The following is a 17699-nucleotide window of genomic DNA, read 5'->3' on the forward strand; positions in this document are numbered from 1 at the left end:
GGCCCGGCGGCGCGCCCGCCGGTACGGGTACAAGGCGGCGCCCGGCTTCGGCGCGCGGCCCGGCCCGGCCGCGGCCATCCCGGTCGCGCCGGCTAGTGTGGCCAGCGCCGCGGCACGCGAACCGACCCTGCCGGCGGGGCAGTGAGCCCCGGCGGGCCGGCATCGCGCGCGGCGCGGTGTCGTGAGTCGGCGTGGGCCGGTGTGAGTTGGCGTGAGCCGATGCTATTCCTGGCTCACGCGCGCGGCCGCGGAAGTCTGCGCGGGTTGCGGCCGCGCCAGCGCGAACAGCGCCTTCTCCAGTTCGCCGAGCACCATGTCGCGGTCCAGGTGCTGCTCGGCCCAGCGGCGCCCGGCCGCGCCCAGGTGCGCGCGCAGCGCGGGCTGCGCCGCCAGCGTGCCGATCGCACCGGCCAGCGCCGCGGCGTCGCCGGGCGGCACCAGCACGCCGCATTGTGCCAGCGCGCGGCCAAGCTCGGTGGCCGGCTGCGCCGTGGCGACGACGGGCCGCGCGCTGGCCAGCATGCCGGTCAGCTTGGACGGCATCACGAGGTCGGCGGCGCCGGCGCGCTGCGGCAGCAGGTGGATGTCGGCGGCGCACAGCAGCGCGGCGAACATGGCGGCCGGCTGCAGCGGCAGGAAGCGCACGCGCGGCAGCCCGGCGCAGTCCGCCTCCAGTGCGGCGCGTCCGGCGCCGTCGCCGCAGAAGACGAAGTGCAGCGTGTCGTGGTCCTTCAGCAGGCGCGCGGCCGCGGCCATGACGTCGAGCCCCTGCTTGGCGCCCATGTTGCCGGCGTAGAGCGCGAGCACGGCGCCGGGCGGCAGTTCGAGCATGCGCCGCGCCAGCGTGGCGTCGGCGCCGCCGGCGGCGCCGATCTCGCGCAGGTTGACCCAGTTGGGCAGCAGCGCGGCGCGCTGCGCCGCGGCGCCCTTGCCGCGCGCCAGCGCGACCATCGCCTGCGAGATCGACGAGACCCGGTCGAAGCGCGCCATCAGGCGCTGCTCCACGCGCCGCGCCAGGCGCTGCAGCCAGGGCCGGCGCAGCAGCCCCAGCGCGAAGGCGGCGTCGACCTCGTAGTCCTGCACGTGCAGCCAGGTCTTGCAGCCGCTCCAGCGCGCGAACAGCAGCGCGGCCGGCGCGCACATCAGCGGCGGCTCCACCACGAACAGCACGTCGGGGCGCCAGCGCAGCTGCAGCATCAGGCTGGGCAGGCTGGACACGGCGAAGCTGGCCAGATGCAGCAGGCGCGCGAGGCCGGTGGGCCGGGCCGGCACCCACAGCGGCGCGCGGAACACCTCCACCCAGCGGCGGCGCTCGCGCCGGTACCGCCAGGCGCGGTAGCCCTCGGCCACGCGCCACGCCGGGTAGTACGGCGGCGCCGTGACCACGCGCACCTCATGGCCGCGCGCGGCCAGCCATTCGGCCTGCTCGCAGGTGTACTTGCCGATGCCGGTCAGCTCGGGCGCGTAGTTGAGGCAGTACATCAGTATCTTCATGGCGCGGCGTCCCCGGCATGGTGATGTGGCGGCGCGCGTCAGCCGGCCGTGTCCATGATCCGCACGCAGCCCGCGGCGATGGCGCGGCCCGCCGCGCCGGGCGAGTGGGCCAGCGCGGCGGCCTGGCAGCGCGCGGCGCTGGCGGCGTCGCCGAAGTGCGCGGGCACCTGCGCCAGGCGCCGGGCCAGCGCGGCGGCGTCGCCGGGCTTGAAGTACAGGCCGGTGACGCCGTCGCGCACCAGCTCGCCGGCGTCGTCGTTGTTGACGCTCACCACCACCGGGCAACCGTAGCTCAGCGCCTCGCGCACCAGCGGGTGCCAGCGCTGGTCCGCCTCGGGCAGCACCAGGCAGCTCGCCTTGCGGTACTCGACCGCGACGTCGGCCGGCGCCATCGCGCCGAGAAAGCGCACCGAGGCTCCCAGCCCGAGCGCGTTGGCGGCCGCGCGCAGGGCGCCGTAGCCGGCGCCCCTGCCGACCAGCGACAGCGTGGCCGCGGGCCACTGCGCGCGCGCCGCGGCGAACGCGCGCAGCAGCAGCGTCATGGCGGCGCTGTGCACCAGCGCGCCCACGTACAGGTAGTGCGGCGCGTGCGGCGGCGGCGCCAGCTCGGCGCGCGCGCGCAGCTCGGCGGCGGCGTCGAAGCCCTCGGGCAGCACCGCCGGCGGGCGGCAGGCGAAGATCCGGCGCGGCGGCACGTCGGCGGCGATGGCGCGCGCGCAGCCGCGGTCGGTGCCGACGAACACGCCGTGGCAGCGGCGCAGCAGCACCGCGTCGGCGAACGCGCCCAGGCGCCCGGGCATGCTGGCGAAGGCCGCGCCGTGGAAGAACGCCGCGCGCCGCCGCTGCATCGCCATGCTGGCCAGCAGCATGGTCCAGTTCTCGATGCGGGTCTGCCCGGCCAGGATCACCAGCGCGCCGGGGCTCAGCGCGATGGCGCGCACCTGCTGCAGGCAGCGCCGCCACAGCCCCGCGCCCGCCGCGCCGGCGGGAAACACGATCTGGCCCGGCCACAGGCCGCCGGCGCCCGGCGCCGCGGCGGGGGTCGCGCTTGCCGGGGCGACGCGCGCGGGCGCCGGCTTGTCGGGGTTGCGGAACAGCGGCTTCATGTCAGGCCTCCACACGTTGTGCGGGCGCGGTGCCGTGCGGCAGCCTCCCGCTCTGCAATGCATCCAGGTACGCCAGCCGCAGGCCGTCGCGCAGCGCCACCGCCGGCTGCCAGCCGGTGGCGGCGAGCGCCGCGCAGTCCAGCCGCTTGCGCGGCGTGCCGTCGGGCTTGCGGTGGTCGAAGACGATGCCGCCGCGAAAGCTCACGGTCTGCGCCACCAGCGTGGCCAGCTCGCGGATGCTGACCTCCTCGCTGCTGCCCACGTTGAGGAAGCCGGCCGGCGCGGTGCGGCGGTACACCTCGCGCGGCAGCGCCATCACGTGCAGGCAGGCCGCGGCGAGATCGTCGGCATAGAGAAATTCGCGCAGCGGCGCGCCGCTGCCCCACACCGGCACGTGCTCGGCGTGCGCCATGCCGGCTTCGTGGAAGCGCCGCAGCAGGCCCGGGATGACGTGGCTGTTGTCGGGGTGGTAGTTGTCGCCGGGGCCGTACAGGTTGGTCGGCATCACGCAGCGGTAGTCGGTGCCGTACTGGCGGTTGTAGCTCTCGCACAGCGCGATGCCGGCGATCTTGGCCAGCGCGTAGGGCGCGTTGGTGGGCTCCAGCGGCCCGGTCAGCAGCGCGGCCTCGCCGATCGGCTGCGGCGCGAACTTCGGGTAGATGCAGCTCGAGCCAAGGAACAGCAGGCGTGTCACGCCGGCGCGCCAGGCCTCGTGGATGACGTTGGCCGCGATCATCAGGTTCTGCTGGATGAACTCGGCCGGATAGGTGTGGTTGGCGTGGATGCCGCCCACGCGCGCGGCCGCGAGGTAGACCTCGTCGAGCGCCTCGGCGGCGAAGAACGCGCGCACCTGCTGCTGGTCGGTCAGGTCGAGCTCGGCATGCGCGCGCGTGACGGTCTCGGCCTCGGCGCGCGCCTGCAGCGCGCGCACGATGGCCGAGCCGGCCATGCCGCGGTGGCCCGCGACGAAGACGCGCGGTGGCCGCGCGGCGCGCTCACTCATGATGGTCGTAGGCCCGGAAGCCGGCCAGCTTGACGAAGGCGTCGCGGCGCGCGGCGGCGAAGTCGGCCTGCGCCATCTCGCGCACCAGCTCGGCGAAGCGCGTGCGCGGCGCCCAGCCGAGCCGCTCGCGCGCCTTGCCGGCGTCGCCCAGCAGGGTCTGCACTTCGGTCGGGCGGAAATAGCGCGGGTCCACGCGCACGATCACGTCGCCGACCTTGCAGCGCGCCGCCACCGGCGCCGCGTGGCGGTCGATGGCGGCCACTACGCCGGTCTCCGCCTCGCCCTCGCCCTCGAAGCGCACCGCGATGCCCAGCTCGGCCGCCGCGCACTGCACGAACTCGCGCACGCTGTGCTGCTCGCCGCTGGCGATCACGTAGTCCTCGGGCTGGTCCTGCTGCAGCATCAGCCACTGCATTTCCACGTAGTCGCGCGCGTGGCCCCAGTCGCGCAGCGCCGACAGGTTGCCCAGGTACAGCGTGTCCTGCAGCCCCAGCGCGATGCGCGCCACCGCGCGCGTGATCTTGCGCGTGACGAAGGTCTCGCCGCGCTCGGGGCTTTCGTGATTGAACAGGATGCCGTTGCAGGCGTACATGCCGTAGGCCTCGCGGTAATTCACCGTGATCCAGTAGGCGTAGAGCTTGGCCGCGGCGTAGGGGCTGCGCGGATAGAACGGCGTGGTCTCGCGCTGCGGGGTCTCCTGCACCAGCCCGTACAGCTCGGAGGTGGAGGCCTGGTAGAAGCGCGCGTGCTTTTCCATGCCGAGGATGCGCACCGCCTCGAGCAGGCGCAGCGTGCCCAGCGCATCGGTGTTGGCGGTGTACTCCGGCTCCTCGAACGACACCTGCACGTGGCTTTGCGCGGCCAGGTTGTAGATCTCGTCGGGCTGCGACTGCTGCACCACGCGCACCAGGCTGGCGGTGTCGGTCATGTCGCCGTGGTGCAGGATCAGGCTGCGCCCGGGCGCCTGCGGGTCCTGGTACAGGTGGTCGATGCGCTCGGTGTTGAACAGCGAACTGCGGCGCTTGACGCCGTGCACCTCGTAGCCCTTGGCGAGCAGCAGCTCGCACAGGTAGGCGCCATCCTGGCCGGTGATGCCGGTGATCAGCGCGCGCCGCGCGCGCGGCGGCGTGCCGGTGCCGGGCTCGGGCTCGGGCAGCGTTTCGCGCGCCGCGAGCCGGCCGAGGGGATCGAGTTCATGTGCGCCCATAGATGTCTGCCATGCGGATGATGTCGTCTTCGCCGAGGTAGGAGCCGGACTGGATCTCGATCAGTTCGAGCGGGATGCGGCCGGGGTTTTCGAGGCTGTGGGTCTCGCCGATCGGGATGTAGGTGGACTGGTCCTCGGTCAGCAGGTATTCGACGTCGCCGCGCCGCACGCGCGCGGTGCCCGACACCACCACCCAGTGCTCGGCGCGGTGGTGGTGCATCTGCAGCGAGAGCTTGGCGCCGGGTTTGACCGAGATGCGCTTGACCTGGTAGCGCGCGCCGTGGTCCACCGCGTCGTACGAGCCCCACGGCCGGTACACCTGCCGGTGCCGGGTGGCCTCGGGGCGGCCCTGGCCGCGCACCAGCTCCACCAGCTGCTTGACGTCCTGGCAGTGGTTCTTGTGCACCACCAGCACCACGTCGGGCGTCTCCACCACCATCACGTCGTCCAGTCCGGCCACCGCCACCAGCCGGTGCGAGGCATGCACCAGGCAGCCCTGCGCGCGGTGCGTGACCACGTCGCCGATCGCCACGTTGCCGTCGGCGGTCTTGTCCGCGGCCTGCCACACCGCGTCCCACGAGCCGACGTCGCTCCAGTCGGACGCCAGCGGCGCCATCTGCGCGTCGCGCAGGTGCTCCATCACGGCGTAGTCGATCGAGTCCGCGCGGCAGGCGGCGAACGATTCGGCGTCGAGCCGGAAGAAGTCGAGGTCGCGCTGGCCGCGCACCATTGCCTCCTGCGCGGCCAGCAGGATGTCCGGCGCGAACTGCTCGAGCGCCGCGAGATAGGTCGAGGCGCGGAACAGGAAGATGCCGCTGTTCCAGAAGCAGTTGCCTTCCTGCAGGTAGGCCGTGGCGACGTCCAGCGAAGGCTTCTCGACGAAGCGCGTGACCGCCATCAGCGCGGCGGCGTTGCTGGATACGGCCTTGATGTAGCCGTAGCCGGTGGCGGGAAAGGTGGGCGCCACGCCGAGCGTGACCACCACGCCGGTGGCGGCCACCGCGCCGGCCTCGCACACGGTGCGCGCGAACGCGGCGCGGTCGTGGATCAGGTGGTCCGAGGGCAGCACCAGCAGCACCGGGTCGGCGCCGCCCGTGCGCGCGTGCAGCGCGGCCACGGCCGCGGCCGGCGCGGTATTGCGCGGGTGCGGCTCGAGCATGATGGCGCCCAGCTCGCAGCCGGCCTCGCGCGCCTGCTCGGCCACCACGAAGCGGTGCGCCTCGTTGCTGACCAGGATGGGGCACTGCGCGCCGGGAATCTCGCGCACGCGCAGCAGCGTGTCCTGCAGCAGCGAGTCGCGCCCGAGCAGGCGCAGGAACTGCTTGGGATGGCCGTCGCGCGACAGCGGCCACAGGCGCGAGCCGGCGCCGCCACACAGGATGACAGGCACGATCCGGTTGTCGTCAGGCATGGCACGCTCCTTCACGCAACACGAAGTCCGGCGCGCGCGGCGGGCCGGGTGGCGGGTAGTGAGCAGACTGTATGCCGCGCCCCGGACGGGGACTGTTGGCTAGCACACACAGGGGCGGGGGCCCCGAAAGCAACGTCCCCGCCGGGGCGGGGACGTTCGTTGCGAAGGTACTGCGACGGATACCGCGACGGATATTGCGACGATATGCGGCGCGCGCGTCAGCGCGCCCAGTAGCCGGGCCGCATGGTCCAGCCGCGCGGCCCCTGCACCCAGCGCTCGGGCACGTAGCGCTGGCCCGCGCGGGCGCGGGTCCAGTAGCCGCCGCGCCAGTCGTAGCGGCCGCCGGCGGCGACCCAGTGGCCGGGCACCCAGGCCTGGCCGGGACGCGCGCCCGGGCGCGGCTCGTAGCGCGGCGGCGGCGGGGCCGGGCGCACGTAGGCCGGCCCGCCGTGGTAGCCCGGCGGATAGGCCTGCGCCTGCGCCGGCGAGATGATGCCAAGCGCGGCGCCGGCGGCGATGGTGGTGAGGGCGAGCAGCAATTGGCGTTTCATGATTCGGCTCCCAGTGATGCGGTTGGTGCGTATGGTGCGTATGGTGCGGGTGGTACGGCCGCGGCGGTGCCGGCCGCGCGGCGCTCAGTAGCGGTCGTGGTAGCGGTAGGGCGGCGGGCCGCCGCGCGGCGGCACCACGATGCAGGCGGACAGCAGCGCGGCCGTGGTGGAAAGCAGGACGACGAGGGCGATGGCGCGTTTCATGTCGGGGGCTCCGTGACTGGCGTGGGGTTGAACACGGCTTCACTGTAGCCAGCGGCATGGCGCCGGTGTGCTTGCACTTGTAAGGGGTGTTCACATTTGTGCGGGCCCGCGCGGGGCGCGCGCGGCGCTTTCGCGCGAGTCCCGCGGCGGCTCGCCAGGCCTTGCCGGCATTGGGCGCGCGGCCCGCGCCGCGTACCTCGCGCGGCACCCGCCGCGCCGGCGCGAAGTCCCGCGCAGGCGTAATGTGGCGTTACATCGGAAATAATTCGCGCAAGGTTTTGCGCGTGCGGGCGGCGCGTTCCGGGCCTGCCGCCGCGTGTCCGCCGGCGCGCGCGGCGGCGCTGCACTGCTTGGGGGCGCGGCGGCCGGCGGCGGGTGCGCACTGCTGCCGGCGATCCCCGCGGCAGTGCGCCGGCGCCGCGCACGCCACGCCGGCCAGTGGCATGAACCTTGCGCGGTGCGCTTCGTCACGGGAGAACGCCATGCCCATCCTCGTCGTCGTACTCGCGCTGCAGGCCCTGGTGCCGGGCGCCACCACGTTCGTCGCGATCGCGCGCTACGACAGCGCGCGCATTGCCGCCAGCGCCGGGCCGGGCGGGCTGCCCTGACCTCATCCCAACCGCCGACAGGAGGCCTGTGAAATGAACCGTAGCGACGTAACCGACCTGATCATCGAAGCCAAGGTGACAAAGGGCATCCGCTGGGCCGACGTGGCCGCCAAGGTCGGCAAGAGCAAGGAGTGGACGACCGCGGCCTGCCTCGGCCAGATGGCCTTCGACGCGCCGGGCGCGCAGGCGGTGATGGAGATCTTCGGCCTGCCGCCCGAGGCCGGGCCCTGGCTGCGCGAGGTGCCGTACAAGGGCTCGCTGCCCACGGCCGTGCCGGCCGATCCGCTGATCTACCGCTTCTACGAGCTCGTCAGCGTATACGGCACCACCTTCAAGGCGCTGATCCACGAGGAGTTCGGCGACGGCATCATGAGCGCGATCGACTTCCGCATGGACCTGCGGCGCGAGCCCGACCCCAACGGCGACCGCGTGCGCATCGAGATGTCGGGCAAGTTCCTACCTTACAAGACCTACTGAAGCCCGCCGCGCATCCGGCGGCGCATCGCGCAGAAACGGGTACGCCCGCGGGGATTTCGCAAGAAAACCTCCGCAGAAACGGGTACGCACCCGGTGCCGGGAACGGGATCGGGGTGCGTTTTTTCGCGCAATCCGGCTGCCCCGACCGGCCCAGGGAGGCTGGCGTGCGCGTGAAACCGCCCGCGCGTCGGCTTTTCGGGGGTCTGGCGGCCTGCCGGCACGGCCGCCGCGATCACGCAGAAACGGGTACGCAACCGGATTTTCGCTGCCCGCAGAAACGGGTACGCTGCGCGCCGCAGGCGCTGCGGGGACGCTGCGGAGGACATCTCGGGGGACATCTCGGGGGACACCACGGAGGTGCGCCGCGCAGGCGGGCGGCAGCGCTCGGGCGCGGGACCAATTGCGTAAATATGAAAATGCGTGCTGGCGGCTAGATGAAAAAAATGATATACAATACCCGCGCTGATTTCCGCCGGCGCGCCGGGGTCTAGGCGGGCGTGCCCGGGCTGACCTGCAAGGTCACCACCAGCGACTGCAACACCGACATCGGGATCGGTTTCGAGAACACGCGGATATGGGGCGGGACGCCCCCGCGGTCGGCGATCGCGTGCTTGTCCAGCGACGTGACCACCGCGATGCGGGTGGCGGCGAATTCCTGCTGCGCGTCGATGGTGCGGCACAGGCGGAAGCCGTCGATGCCGGGCATGATCAGGTCCAGCACGACCAGGTCGGGCTTGCTGCTGCCGATCAGCAGCAGGCCGTCGTAGCCGTTGGTGGCTTCGAGGATCTCGACCGGCGGATCGAGCGTCTCGAGCGCCATGCGGTAGATCTGCAGCAGATGTTCGTCGTCTTCCACCAACAGCACGCGAAACGGCCTGGCGGGCGGCGCCGGTGCCCTGCGCGCGGGCGCGGACTGGTGGCGCTGCTCCGCCACCATGCGGTCCACCGCGTCGGCCGGGATCCGGCGATGCCCGCCGTCGGTCTTCCACGCGGGCAGCCGGCCGTTCTCGACCCACAGCTGGACCGTGCGCAGGGAGACGCCAAGCATCTCGGCCGCGGTCTTGGTGGAATAAAAGCGCAGATCGGTCATAGAGCCTCTTCAACTGCCGCAGCGTGCACGGGGCGAATGTGCGGCGTTGCATATCGTATTTTTTTCATTATTCTTCGGAAAGCGGCCAAAACGCAACTTAATGCCAGAAAAGCGCGCAACGATGATAAGGCATCGCTAAATGAGACCGGAGGAAATGGCGCGCGCAGCACCGGGGCCGGCAGCGCCGCGCGGCCTCTCCCGCGGGCCCGGGCCGGCTTGCCGGTGCCGCCCGATGGATCATACTGTGAAGCTTTGCCACAAGGAGAGACTGCCCGGAACGCCCAAGGGCAGCGGCACCGGGGGAGCGCACGGACCGCAGCCGCGCGCGGATAGGTGCGCAGGGTCATAGGAGTGGCGCGAGCCGGTTCCGGTTATCCGGCGCACGCGCGTATCGAAGGCTGGGATTCACGGCTGTGACGAACAATATTCTGGTTTTTTGGTAGCTTTCCCATGAGCCTGGAAATCTACCGACAGGCACTGGCAAGCCCGCATCGTTCCGCGCGACATCCGTTCTGGTCAGGTGTGGTCATCGTCGTCGGCATCTGGGCCGCGCTGGGCGCCTGGGCGCTGTGGGACCGCGCCACCGAGATGCGCCATGTCCATGCCAGCCTGGCGCGCGTGGCCGCCATGCTGGGCGAACAGGCCGAGCGCACCCTGGCCGAGGCCGATCACGTCGCCTCCCTGATCGGCGGCACCGTGGCCGAACGCGGCCGCGCGCCGCCGCTGGCGCATTGGGCGCGCAGCGGCACCCTCGTGATCGAGCCCTTCAGCGAAGTCTCCGTGTTCGACCGCGCCGGCACCCTGCGGGCCTCGACCAGCGCGAGTCTCGCGCCGCCCGACCCGGGCGACCCCCAACTCTTCGACCTGCACCGCCAACGCTTGCCGCCCGCGCTCTACGTGGGCGTGCCGCTGCCCGGGCGCATCGGCGGCCCGTGGTCGATCCAGCTTTCCAAGGGCATCGTGTCCCGGGCCACGGGCCGCTTTCTCGGCGTGGTGGTGGTGTCGCTCGATCCGGGCTACCTGTCGCAGGCCTACGCGCGCGCCGGGCTGGGCGCGTCCGGCGCGGTGCTGCTGGCCGGCACCGACGACTACGTGGTGCGCGCGCGCTGGAGCGAGCAGGGCCGGCAGCCGGGCCAGGTGCTGATGCCCGGCTCGGCGCTGCGCCGGGCGCTGGCCGCCACCGGCGAGAGCCAGGTCACGAGCATCGGCGCGGGCGGCGTGCGCGACCGCGTGGCCGCCGGCACGCCCGACGGCGCCGAGCGCATCTACGCCATCCGGCGCCTGCCGGGCTACGACCTCGCGCTGCTGGTCGGCGTGAGCCGCCGCGCGGCGATGGCCAGCTACCACGACCGCCTGTGCGCCGCGTTCGGCATCGCCGCGCTGGTCACGGTGCTGGTGCTGTTCTTCCAGGTGCGCCAGCTCGCGGCGCTGCGCGCGCTGGCCGCGCTGGCCGACCGCGAGCGCGTGGTGCGCGACATCCTCGCCGAGAAGAAGCAGCACCTGCGCGGCCTGTTTCTCGCCATGCCGGACGGCGTGGCCGTGTTTGGCGCCGACCGCGTGATCGACGAGACCAACACCGCGCTGTGCGAGCTGCTCGGCGTGTCGCTGCAGCGGCTGCGCGGCGCCACCCAGCGCGAGTTCGTCCACTGGCTCTACCGCGGCCGCCAGCCGGCGCGCCAGGCCTGCCGCGCCGAGCAGCTGCTGGCCGAGCTGGACCGCGCGCAGGCGGGCGCCGAGTTCGCCGGCATCATCGAGTTCGACATGGCGGTGTCGCCGGCCTACGAGGTGCGCATCGTGCATGCCGGCGGCGGTGGCGGCGGGCTGGTGCTGGTGCTGCGCGACATCACCTCGCAGCTGCGCCACGACCGCATGAAGTCGCATTTCGTCTCGGCCGCCGCGCACGAGCTCAAGGCGCCCGTGGCGGGCATCGCCGGCTACGCCGAGCTGCTCGGCGCGGACGTGGTGCCGCCCGAGCGCCGCCGCGGCATCTACCACGCCATCCACGCGCGCGCGCGCCAGCTCAACGACCTGCTCTCCGACATGCTCGACCTGGCCCGCATCGAGGCGCGCAGCAGCGGCGCGCTCGAGCGCCAGCGCGTGGACATGGCGGCGCTGGTGCGCGATGTCGTGGCGGGCGATTTCGCCGAGCACGGGCGGGTGCGCGTGAGCGCGCCGCAGGCGCCGCTGTGCGTGCTCGGAGACCGCGTGCAACTGACGCAGGCGGTGCGCAATCTGGTGGAGAACGCGCTTAAGTATTCTGACGGCAAGGACGAGGTCATCGTGACCGTGTGGACGCCGCAGCAGGAGCCCGACAAGGTGTCGGTGCGGGTGGAAGACCGGGGTATCGGCATGACGAAGGAAGAAGCAGGCATGGCGTTCGACAACTTTTACCGGGCCAACCGCCGCGGCAATGCCAAGGGCAACGGCCTCGGGCTGGCGATCGTGCGCGAGATCGTGGCGGTGCATCAGGGACAGATCGCGCTGAGCAGCGAGATCGGCAAGGGCACCGTGATCACGCTCAGCCTGCCGGCGGCGGCGGCATGATGCGCTGCTTGCGGGTGGTGCCGGGCCAGGGCGCGCGGCCGCCGGCGTCGGCATGGGTGGCGGCGTTGGCCGCGGGCTGCCTGGCGCTGTGGCTGGTCGTGCTGCTGGCCGCGCACGACGCGCGCGCGCGGGTGGAGCGGACCGCCACGGCGCTGCGCGACAACCTCGAGCTGGCGCTGGCCGACACGCTCGGCATTGCCCACCAGGACCACGCGCTGGCCGGCGTGCCGTGCCGCGGCGTGGCGCGCCAGCTGCGCGAGCAGGGCGCCTACACCGCCTACGTGCTCGACGTGGAGCTGGTGGCGCGCGGCATGCGCTACTGCTCGGCCGTGCGCGGCGAGATGGCGCTGCCGCTGGACGAGCTGCTGCCGTGGCGCCCGGGACTGCAGTACCGGCTCCCCGCGGCCGGCCCCGGCAAGGGCACCGCGCTGGCGGTGTTCTCCGGGACCGCGCCGGGCCAGGGCGTGCTGGTGTGGGTGGACGGGCGCTACCTGGCCGACATGGTGCAGTCGGCCGGCCGGCTGGGCTTCGCCGACATCGGCATCGAGGTCGCCGGCACGCGCTTCATGCTGGGCGCCGGTAAGGCGGCCGGGGCGGCCGGGGTGGACGAGGTGCCCGGCCACGGCGAGGCCGCCGGCGTGCCCGCGCTGGTGCCGCGCGACACCGTGTGGCAAGGCGGCGACGGCATCGTCGACGTGCGCCAGCTTGCCGGGCATCCGATCGCCGTCGTCGCCGGCGCGCCGCGCAGCATGATTTTCCACGAAGGCCTCAAGTACCTGCTGCTGCCGCCGCTGGCGGCCCTGCTGGCCGCGCTGGCGGCGTGCGCATGGCAGTCGCGGCGCGCCGCGCGCCGCTCGTTCGCGGCCGAGCTGCGGCGCGGGCTGCGCCAGGGCGAGTTCGTGCCGTACTACCAGCCGCTGGTCGATCTCGAAAGCGGCCTGTGCACGGGCGTGGAAGTGCTGGCGCGCTGGCAGCATCCGCGGCGCGGCCTGCTCGAGCCGGATGCGTTCATCCCGGCGATCGAGCGCCAGCGCCTGGCGGTGGCGCTGACGCTGTGCCTGATCCCGCAGGTGCTGCGCGACTTCGCTGCGCTGGCGCCGGTGCCGGCGTTCCACATCGCCTTCAACATCACCGCCGAGCACTTCGACGACGCCGGCTTCTGGGCCGACGACTCCGCGCTGTTCGCGCTGCTGCAGGCCAACGTCACGCCGGTGCTGGAGATCACCGAGCGCGACGCGGTCTCGCTGGCCGAGCCCCAGCGCAGCGCGATCCAGCGCGCCAAGGCGCGCGGCATCAAGCTGGCCGTGGACGACTTCGGCACCGGCTACTGCGGCCTGGCGTACTTCAAGCGCTTCGAGGTGGATTTCCTCAAGCTCGACCGCCTGTTCGTGCAGGCCGAGCCCGGCGACAAGGTCAGCGGCCAGATCGTCGACGCCACGCTGAACTTTGCCTACGCGCTGGATCTCGCCGTGGTGGCCGAAGGCATCGAGTCCGAGCCGCAGCGCGCGCTGCTGGCGGCCAAGGGCGTGCGCCTCGGCCAGGGCTATCTTTTCGCCCGTCCGATGACGGCGGCCGCGCTGCGCGAATGGCTGCCCGCGCGGCTCGAGCCGGCGCCGCCGGCGCCGTCCTCATGGCGTGTCCACAAGCCGCACGATCCGGCCCGCGAAGTGCCGCTCGGTGCGTAAATATGAAATGGACACCCTATTCAAAAGTGAAAAAAATGATATAGAATCGAATCTATAGCCTTGCTTCCCCGTCGGGCTATGCGACTCCCTGCCGGGATCCCCTTGCCGGCCAGCGCCTCGTGACGACACGCGAGGCGCTCTTTTCATTTCTCTCCCGCTTTCCCTCCGCCCCCCGCCGCGATGCCGGCCATGCCGCGCGAACAAAGCAAGACGCCGCCTGCGCGTGCCTGCCGGGGGCAGGCGCGCGCAGGCGGCGTCGCGGTTCGTGCGCGGGCCGCCTGTCTTAGCTGAAGCACTCGTTGTAGTAGCGCGTGCAGGTGCCCACGGGGCGGAAGGTGTACGGCAGCTCGGCCAGCGCGGCGGATTCGAGCGAGCCGAAGGGGATGTCGAGGCCCAGGCCGTTCGCGTCGGTCGCGGCGCCGTCGGTGCGTTGGGGGTCGTGCGCGGGTTTGTGATGCGTGCTCATGGTGTTTCTCGCAGTGGGTTCGCATGACACCGGCCGCAAGACCGGCAGGCCGCCATGCCTCTGCGCGCCGCCCTGATCGAGGGATGGCGCGCCGTGGAGACGGCAGCGCGGGTGGTGGCTGCCATCGGTACGGGCCATGTTAGCCAAATCCCGCCGAAAGAAAATCCAGGCGCGGCAAAACACACTGTTGCTGAATCGCATTCAATCGCGCGCGCTGCGCGCCGTGCGCATCACCCGCATCGTCCGCGCCACCCGCGCCGTGCCGGCGCCGCCGCCTGCCCCGGCCCCGCGCGGCGCGAGAAAAAACGCATGCAGGCCCGCCTTCATTCGCGCGCCCGATCCGCCTATATTTGGCCTTGTCCCCGCGCTCTCTTGCTCACCGCGCCACTGAACCCGGAGGTCAGGCCATGTCCCGCCCGATGCCGTTGCCGCCGTGCTTTGCCGATCGCCGCGAGGCCGGGATCTATCTTGGCCGCCACCTGGCCGGCCTCGGCTACGGCGCCGCGGCGCTGGGCGAGGCGCCGCTGGTGCTGGCGCTGCCGCGCGGCGGCGTGCCGGTCGCGTTCGAGGTGGCGCGCCTGCTCGAAGGCCGGCTCGACATCCTGCTGGTGCGCAAGATCGGCGCGCCCGGTTATCCCGAGCTGGCGCTCGGCGCGGTGGTGGAGGGCGACGCCGCCGGCGGCGCGCCGCACACCGTCGCCAACGACGACCCCTGGACCCGGCGCGCGCTCGACAGCGGCGCCTTCGACGCCGAGCGCGGCCGCCAGCTCGACGAGATCGCGCGGCGCCAGCAGCGCTATCGCGGCGGCGCGCCGGTGCCGGCCGTGGCCGGGCGCACCGTGATCGTGGTGGACGACGGCGTGGCGACCGGCGCCACCATGCGCGCCGCGCTCGAAGGCGTGCGCGGCGCCGGCGCGCGCACCGTGGTGGCGGCGGCGCCGGTGGCCTCCGCGGACGGGCTGGCCAGCCTGCGCGCGGCGGCCGACGAGGTGGTCTGCCTCAACGTGCCGGCCAGCTTCGGCGCGGTGGGCGCGTTCTACCTGGATTTCCGCCAGACCACCGACGAGGAGGTCGTGGCGCTGCTGCGCCAGAGCGCGTGCGGGCGGCCCGCGTGATGCCGGCGCGGCAATGTTTCGGCGTTGGCCTGGCGATGGCCGCCGGCGCCTAGCGCGGCTGCGCCGCCAGCCTGGCCTTCAGGTGCGGCACCAGCCCGCCGGCCCGCAGCAGCGCGCGCAGGAACGCGGGAATCGCATCGCAGGCGACCGGGCTGCCGTCGGCCAGCCACAGCGCGGGAAGGTCGAGGTCGAGCCGCGCGCGCGCGCCGTCGGCCAGGCGCGCGGTATCGGCGCAGGTCAGCACCGGCAGGCCGAGGTTGATGGCGTTGCGATAGAACAGCCCGGCGAACGAGGGCGCGATCACCGCGGCCACGCCGAGCTGGAGCAGGGCCTGCGGCGCCTGCTCGCGCGACGAGCCGACGCCGAAGTTGTGCCCGGCCACCACCACGTCGCCCGTTCGCACGGCGCCGGGAAACTCCGGGCGCAGCCCGGCCAGGCAATGGCGCGCGATCTCCTCGATGCCGCCCTTCATGTGGGCGCCCGGCGCCATCTGGTCGGTGTCGACGTGGTCGCCGAAGCGCCAGATGCGGCCGCCGTGCGGCGGCGCGCCGGGGGCCGCAACGGGGACGGGGGCGGGAGGAACCGGGCTCATGCCAGCATCTCGCGCGGGTCGGTGATGCGGCCGGCCACGGCGCTGGCCGCCACGGTCAGCGGCGACGCCAGCCACACCGCGCTGCCGCTGTCGCCCATGCGTCCGGCGAAGTTGCGCGCGGTCGAGGCGATGGCGCGGCTGCCGGCCGGGAAGCGCGAGGCGCCGTAGCCGGCGCAGGCGTTGCAGGCATTGGGCAGCAGGTGCGCGCCGGCATCCAGCAGGACCGCCAGCGTGCCTTCGCGCTCGGCCTGCTGCTGGTCGCGCAGCGAGGCCGGCGCCAGTTGCAGGCTCACGCCCGGCGCCACGCGGCGCCCGCGCAGCACGCTCGCGGCCATGCGCAGGTCTTCCAGCTTGGCGCCGGTGCAGGCGCCCAGGTAGGCGATGTCCACGGGCTGGCCCGCCGCGTCGCCCACCGGGCCGGTATTGGCCGGCGAGTGGGGCGCGGCCACCTGCGGCGCCAGCGCGGCGGCATCGAAGCACAGGCTCTCCAGCAGCGCGGCGCCGGGGTCGGTGCGCCAGTGCTCCGGCGCGATGGCGTCCAGCGTGGCGGCCGGCACGCCGGCCTCGGCCAGCCACGCGAGGGTGGTGGCGTCCGGCGCGATCAGGCCGGTCTGCGCGCCCAGCTCGGCGCTCATGTTGGACAGCGTCATGCGTTCCTGCATGGGCAGCGCGGCCACCGCCCGGCCGGCGAACTCGACGGCCTCGTAGCGCCCGCCGCCCAGGCCCAGCCGGCCGCACAGGAACAGCATCATGTCCTTGGCGCACACGCCCGCGCCGAGCGTGCCGTCCCACTGCAGGCGGATGGTGTGCGGCACGCGCAGCCAGATCTCGCCGGTGGCCAGCACGCCCGCCATCTCGGTGGCGCCGATGCCGAACATGTAGGCGCCGAAGGCGCCGCCGGTGGGGCTGTGGCTGTCGCCGCCGACGATGAAGCGCCCGGGCAGCACGTGGCCATGCTCGGGCAGCACCACGTGGCAGATGCCCTTGCCGTCGATGAAGTGGGGCAGGCGCGCCTCGCGTACCCAGTCGCGCGTAAAGCGCACGATCGCTTCGGCCTCGGGGTCGGCGGCGGGCACGTAGTGATCCGTCACCACCACGTAGCGCTCCGGGTCCCACACCGTGGCGCCCAGCTCGCGCAGCAGCGGCGCCACGCGGCGCGGGCCGCTGGAGTCGTGCGACATCGCCAGGTCCACCTTGCAGGTCACCACCGTGCCCGGCGTGACCGTCTCCAGCCCGGCGGCGCGCGCCACCAGTTTCTGGGCCAGGGTGGCCGGCAAGGCCGGCGGGGTCGGCTTGGCCGGCGCGGGGGCGGGCGCGGCGAGTGGCATCATTCGGGCGTGGCTCCCGAGTATTTGACCACCTTGGCCCAGCGTTTGACGTCCTCGCGCACGAAGGCGGCGAATGCCTGCGGCGTGCTGCCGACCGGCTGGGCGCCGTCCATTTCCATGCGCTTGCGCACCGCGGGCGTGTCCAGGCCCTTGCGGGCGGCCTGGTAGAGCGCCTGCAGGACGTCGGGCGGCAGCCCGGCCGGGCCAAACAGGCCGAACCAGGCGCTCGACTCGAAGCCCTTGACGGTGTTGCCGATCGGCGCCACGCCGGGGAACTGCGGCAGCGGCGCCGGGCTGGTCACGCCCAGCACCTTGAGCTTGCCGCTCCTGACGTGGGGCAGCACGTTGAGCGTGCTGGCGAACATCAGGTCCACCTGGCCGGCGAGCAGGTCGGTGATGGCCGGCGCGGTGCCCTTGTAGGGAATGTTGACGATGTAGGTGCCGGTCATCATCTTGAACATGTCGCCGGCCAGGTGCACCGACGAGCCCACCGAGCCGATGGCGAAGTTCAGCTTGCCGGGCTGGCTCCTGGCCAGCCGGATCAGCTCGGGGATGTTGCTGGCGGGCAGGCCGGGCGTGGCCACCAGCACGCTCGGCACGCTGGCGACCAGCGTGATCGGGGTGAAGTCCTCGATCGGGTCGAACGGCAGCTTCTTGTAGAGCGTGGCGTTGATGGTGTGGCTGGTGAAGCTCATCAGCAAGGTGGTGCCGTCCGGCGCGCTTTTGGCCACCAGGTCGGCGGCGATGTTGCCGCCCGCGCCGGGCCGGTTCTCCACCACCACGCCCTGGTCCAGCTCGCGCGCCATCTCCTGCGCGAT

17 protein-coding genes are annotated in these 17699 nt (G+C 73.0%); 6 read left to right on the top strand and 11 right to left on the bottom strand.

Going from position 1 to position 17699, the window contains the following annotated elements:
• Positions 1-222: 222 nt before the first annotated feature.
• The 6 genes from K206_RS0115480 to K206_RS0115505 form a co-directional block, all read right to left on the bottom strand.
• Positions 223-1494, bottom strand: coding sequence for a glycosyltransferase WbuB (locus K206_RS0115480; RefSeq protein ID WP_029043681.1), 1272 nt, complete (start codon positions 1492-1494; stop codon positions 223-225).
• Positions 1495-1532: 38 nt separating this feature from the next.
• On the bottom strand, positions 1533-2600 hold the full coding sequence (locus K206_RS0115485; RefSeq protein WP_020203308.1) for a glycosyltransferase: 1068 nt from the start codon (positions 2598-2600) through the stop codon (positions 1533-1535).
• A 1-nt stretch (position 2601) separates the two neighbouring features.
• On the bottom strand, positions 2602-3603 hold the full coding sequence (locus K206_RS0115490; RefSeq protein WP_020203309.1) for a GDP-L-fucose synthase: 1002 nt from the start codon (positions 3601-3603) through the stop codon (positions 2602-2604).
• Positions 3596-4810: a GDP-mannose 4,6-dehydratase gene (gene gmd / locus K206_RS0115495; protein WP_020203310.1), complete on the bottom strand. Its 1215-nt coding sequence runs from the start codon at positions 4808-4810 to the stop codon at positions 3596-3598. Before gmd ends, K206_RS0115490 begins: the two co-directional genes overlap by 8 nt.
• Positions 4797-6221 (bottom strand): mannose-1-phosphate guanylyltransferase/mannose-6-phosphate isomerase, encoded by a 1425-nt coding sequence (locus K206_RS0115500; RefSeq protein WP_020203311.1) that lies wholly within the window; start codon positions 6219-6221, stop codon positions 4797-4799. Before K206_RS0115500 ends, gmd begins: the two co-directional genes overlap by 14 nt.
• Positions 6222-6439: 218 nt before the next feature.
• Positions 6440-6772 (bottom strand): YXWGXW repeat-containing protein, encoded by a 333-nt coding sequence (locus K206_RS0115505; protein WP_029043682.1) that lies wholly within the window; start codon positions 6770-6772, stop codon positions 6440-6442.
• 686 nt (positions 6773-7458) lie between these two features.
• Here K206_RS0115505 and K206_RS44655 point away from each other — a divergent pair.
• On the top strand, positions 7459-7584 hold the full coding sequence (locus K206_RS44655) for a hypothetical protein (RefSeq protein ID WP_020203314.1): 126 nt from the start codon (positions 7459-7461) through the stop codon (positions 7582-7584).
• A 33-nt stretch (positions 7585-7617) separates the two neighbouring features.
• Positions 7618-8061: a cyanase gene (cynS, locus tag K206_RS0115520; RefSeq protein ID WP_020203315.1), complete on the top strand. Its 444-nt coding sequence runs from the start codon at positions 7618-7620 to the stop codon at positions 8059-8061.
• A 487-nt stretch (positions 8062-8548) separates the two neighbouring features.
• On the opposite strand, the gene K206_RS0115525 is transcribed toward cynS, so the two are convergent.
• Positions 8549-9151 carry a response regulator gene (locus tag K206_RS0115525; protein ID WP_020203316.1) on the bottom strand — a complete coding sequence of 201 codons (603 nt, stop codon included), beginning with the start codon at positions 9149-9151 and terminating at the stop codon, positions 8549-8551.
• Between the two features lie 450 nt (positions 9152-9601).
• Here K206_RS0115525 and K206_RS0115530 point away from each other — a divergent pair, with 450 nt between their 5' ends.
• Both K206_RS0115530 and K206_RS40880 read left to right on the top strand, forming a co-directional pair.
• The gene (locus K206_RS0115530; protein ID WP_081651415.1) at positions 9602-11695 is read left to right on the top strand and encodes an ATP-binding protein; all 2094 of its coding nucleotides are present in this window, start codon (positions 9602-9604) and stop codon (positions 11693-11695) included.
• Complete coding sequence (locus K206_RS40880) at positions 11692-13380, top strand: EAL domain-containing protein (protein WP_020203318.1); 1689 nt, start codon at positions 11692-11694, stop codon at positions 13378-13380. The genes K206_RS0115530 and K206_RS40880 overlap by 4 nt, the downstream gene beginning before the upstream one ends.
• A gap of 283 nt (positions 13381-13663) precedes the next feature.
• Here K206_RS40880 and K206_RS0115540 read toward each other — a convergent pair whose 3' ends face one another.
• The gene (locus K206_RS0115540) at positions 13664-13846 is read right to left on the bottom strand and encodes a hypothetical protein (protein ID WP_020203319.1); all 183 of its coding nucleotides are present in this window, start codon (positions 13844-13846) and stop codon (positions 13664-13666) included.
• 136 nt (positions 13847-13982) lie between these two features.
• On the opposite strand from K206_RS0115540, the gene K206_RS42850 reads away from it, so the two are divergent.
• Both K206_RS42850 and K206_RS0115550 read left to right on the top strand, forming a co-directional pair.
• Positions 13983-14237, top strand: coding sequence for a hypothetical protein (locus K206_RS42850; RefSeq protein WP_155888087.1), 255 nt, complete (start codon positions 13983-13985; stop codon positions 14235-14237).
• Between the two features lie 28 nt (positions 14238-14265).
• Entirely contained in the window at positions 14266-14961 is a 696-nt protein-coding gene (locus tag K206_RS0115550) for a phosphoribosyltransferase (RefSeq protein WP_020203321.1), read from the top strand.
• A 49-nt stretch (positions 14962-15010) separates the two neighbouring features.
• Here K206_RS0115550 and K206_RS0115555 read toward each other — a convergent pair whose 3' ends face one another.
• From K206_RS0115555 to K206_RS0115565, 3 genes are all read right to left on the bottom strand, one after another.
• Positions 15011-15553, bottom strand: a complete 543-nt coding sequence (locus tag K206_RS0115555) for a hypothetical protein (protein ID WP_020203322.1) — start codon at positions 15551-15553, stop codon at positions 15011-15013.
• Positions 15550-16884 carry a 3-isopropylmalate dehydratase large subunit gene (locus K206_RS0115560; RefSeq protein ID WP_020203323.1) on the bottom strand — a complete coding sequence of 445 codons (1335 nt, stop codon included), beginning with the start codon at positions 16882-16884 and terminating at the stop codon, positions 15550-15552. The genes K206_RS0115555 and K206_RS0115560 overlap by 4 nt, the downstream gene beginning before the upstream one ends.
• The coding region (locus tag K206_RS0115565) for a tripartite tricarboxylate transporter substrate binding protein (protein WP_020203324.1) at positions 16881-17699 on the bottom strand (819 nt) is incomplete at its 5' end. The genes K206_RS0115565 and K206_RS0115560, both read right to left, overlap by 4 nt.

Source organism: Cupriavidus sp. WS, assembly GCF_000395345.1.
Classification (GTDB): domain Bacteria; phylum Pseudomonadota; class Gammaproteobacteria; order Burkholderiales; family Burkholderiaceae; genus Cupriavidus; species Cupriavidus basilensis_B.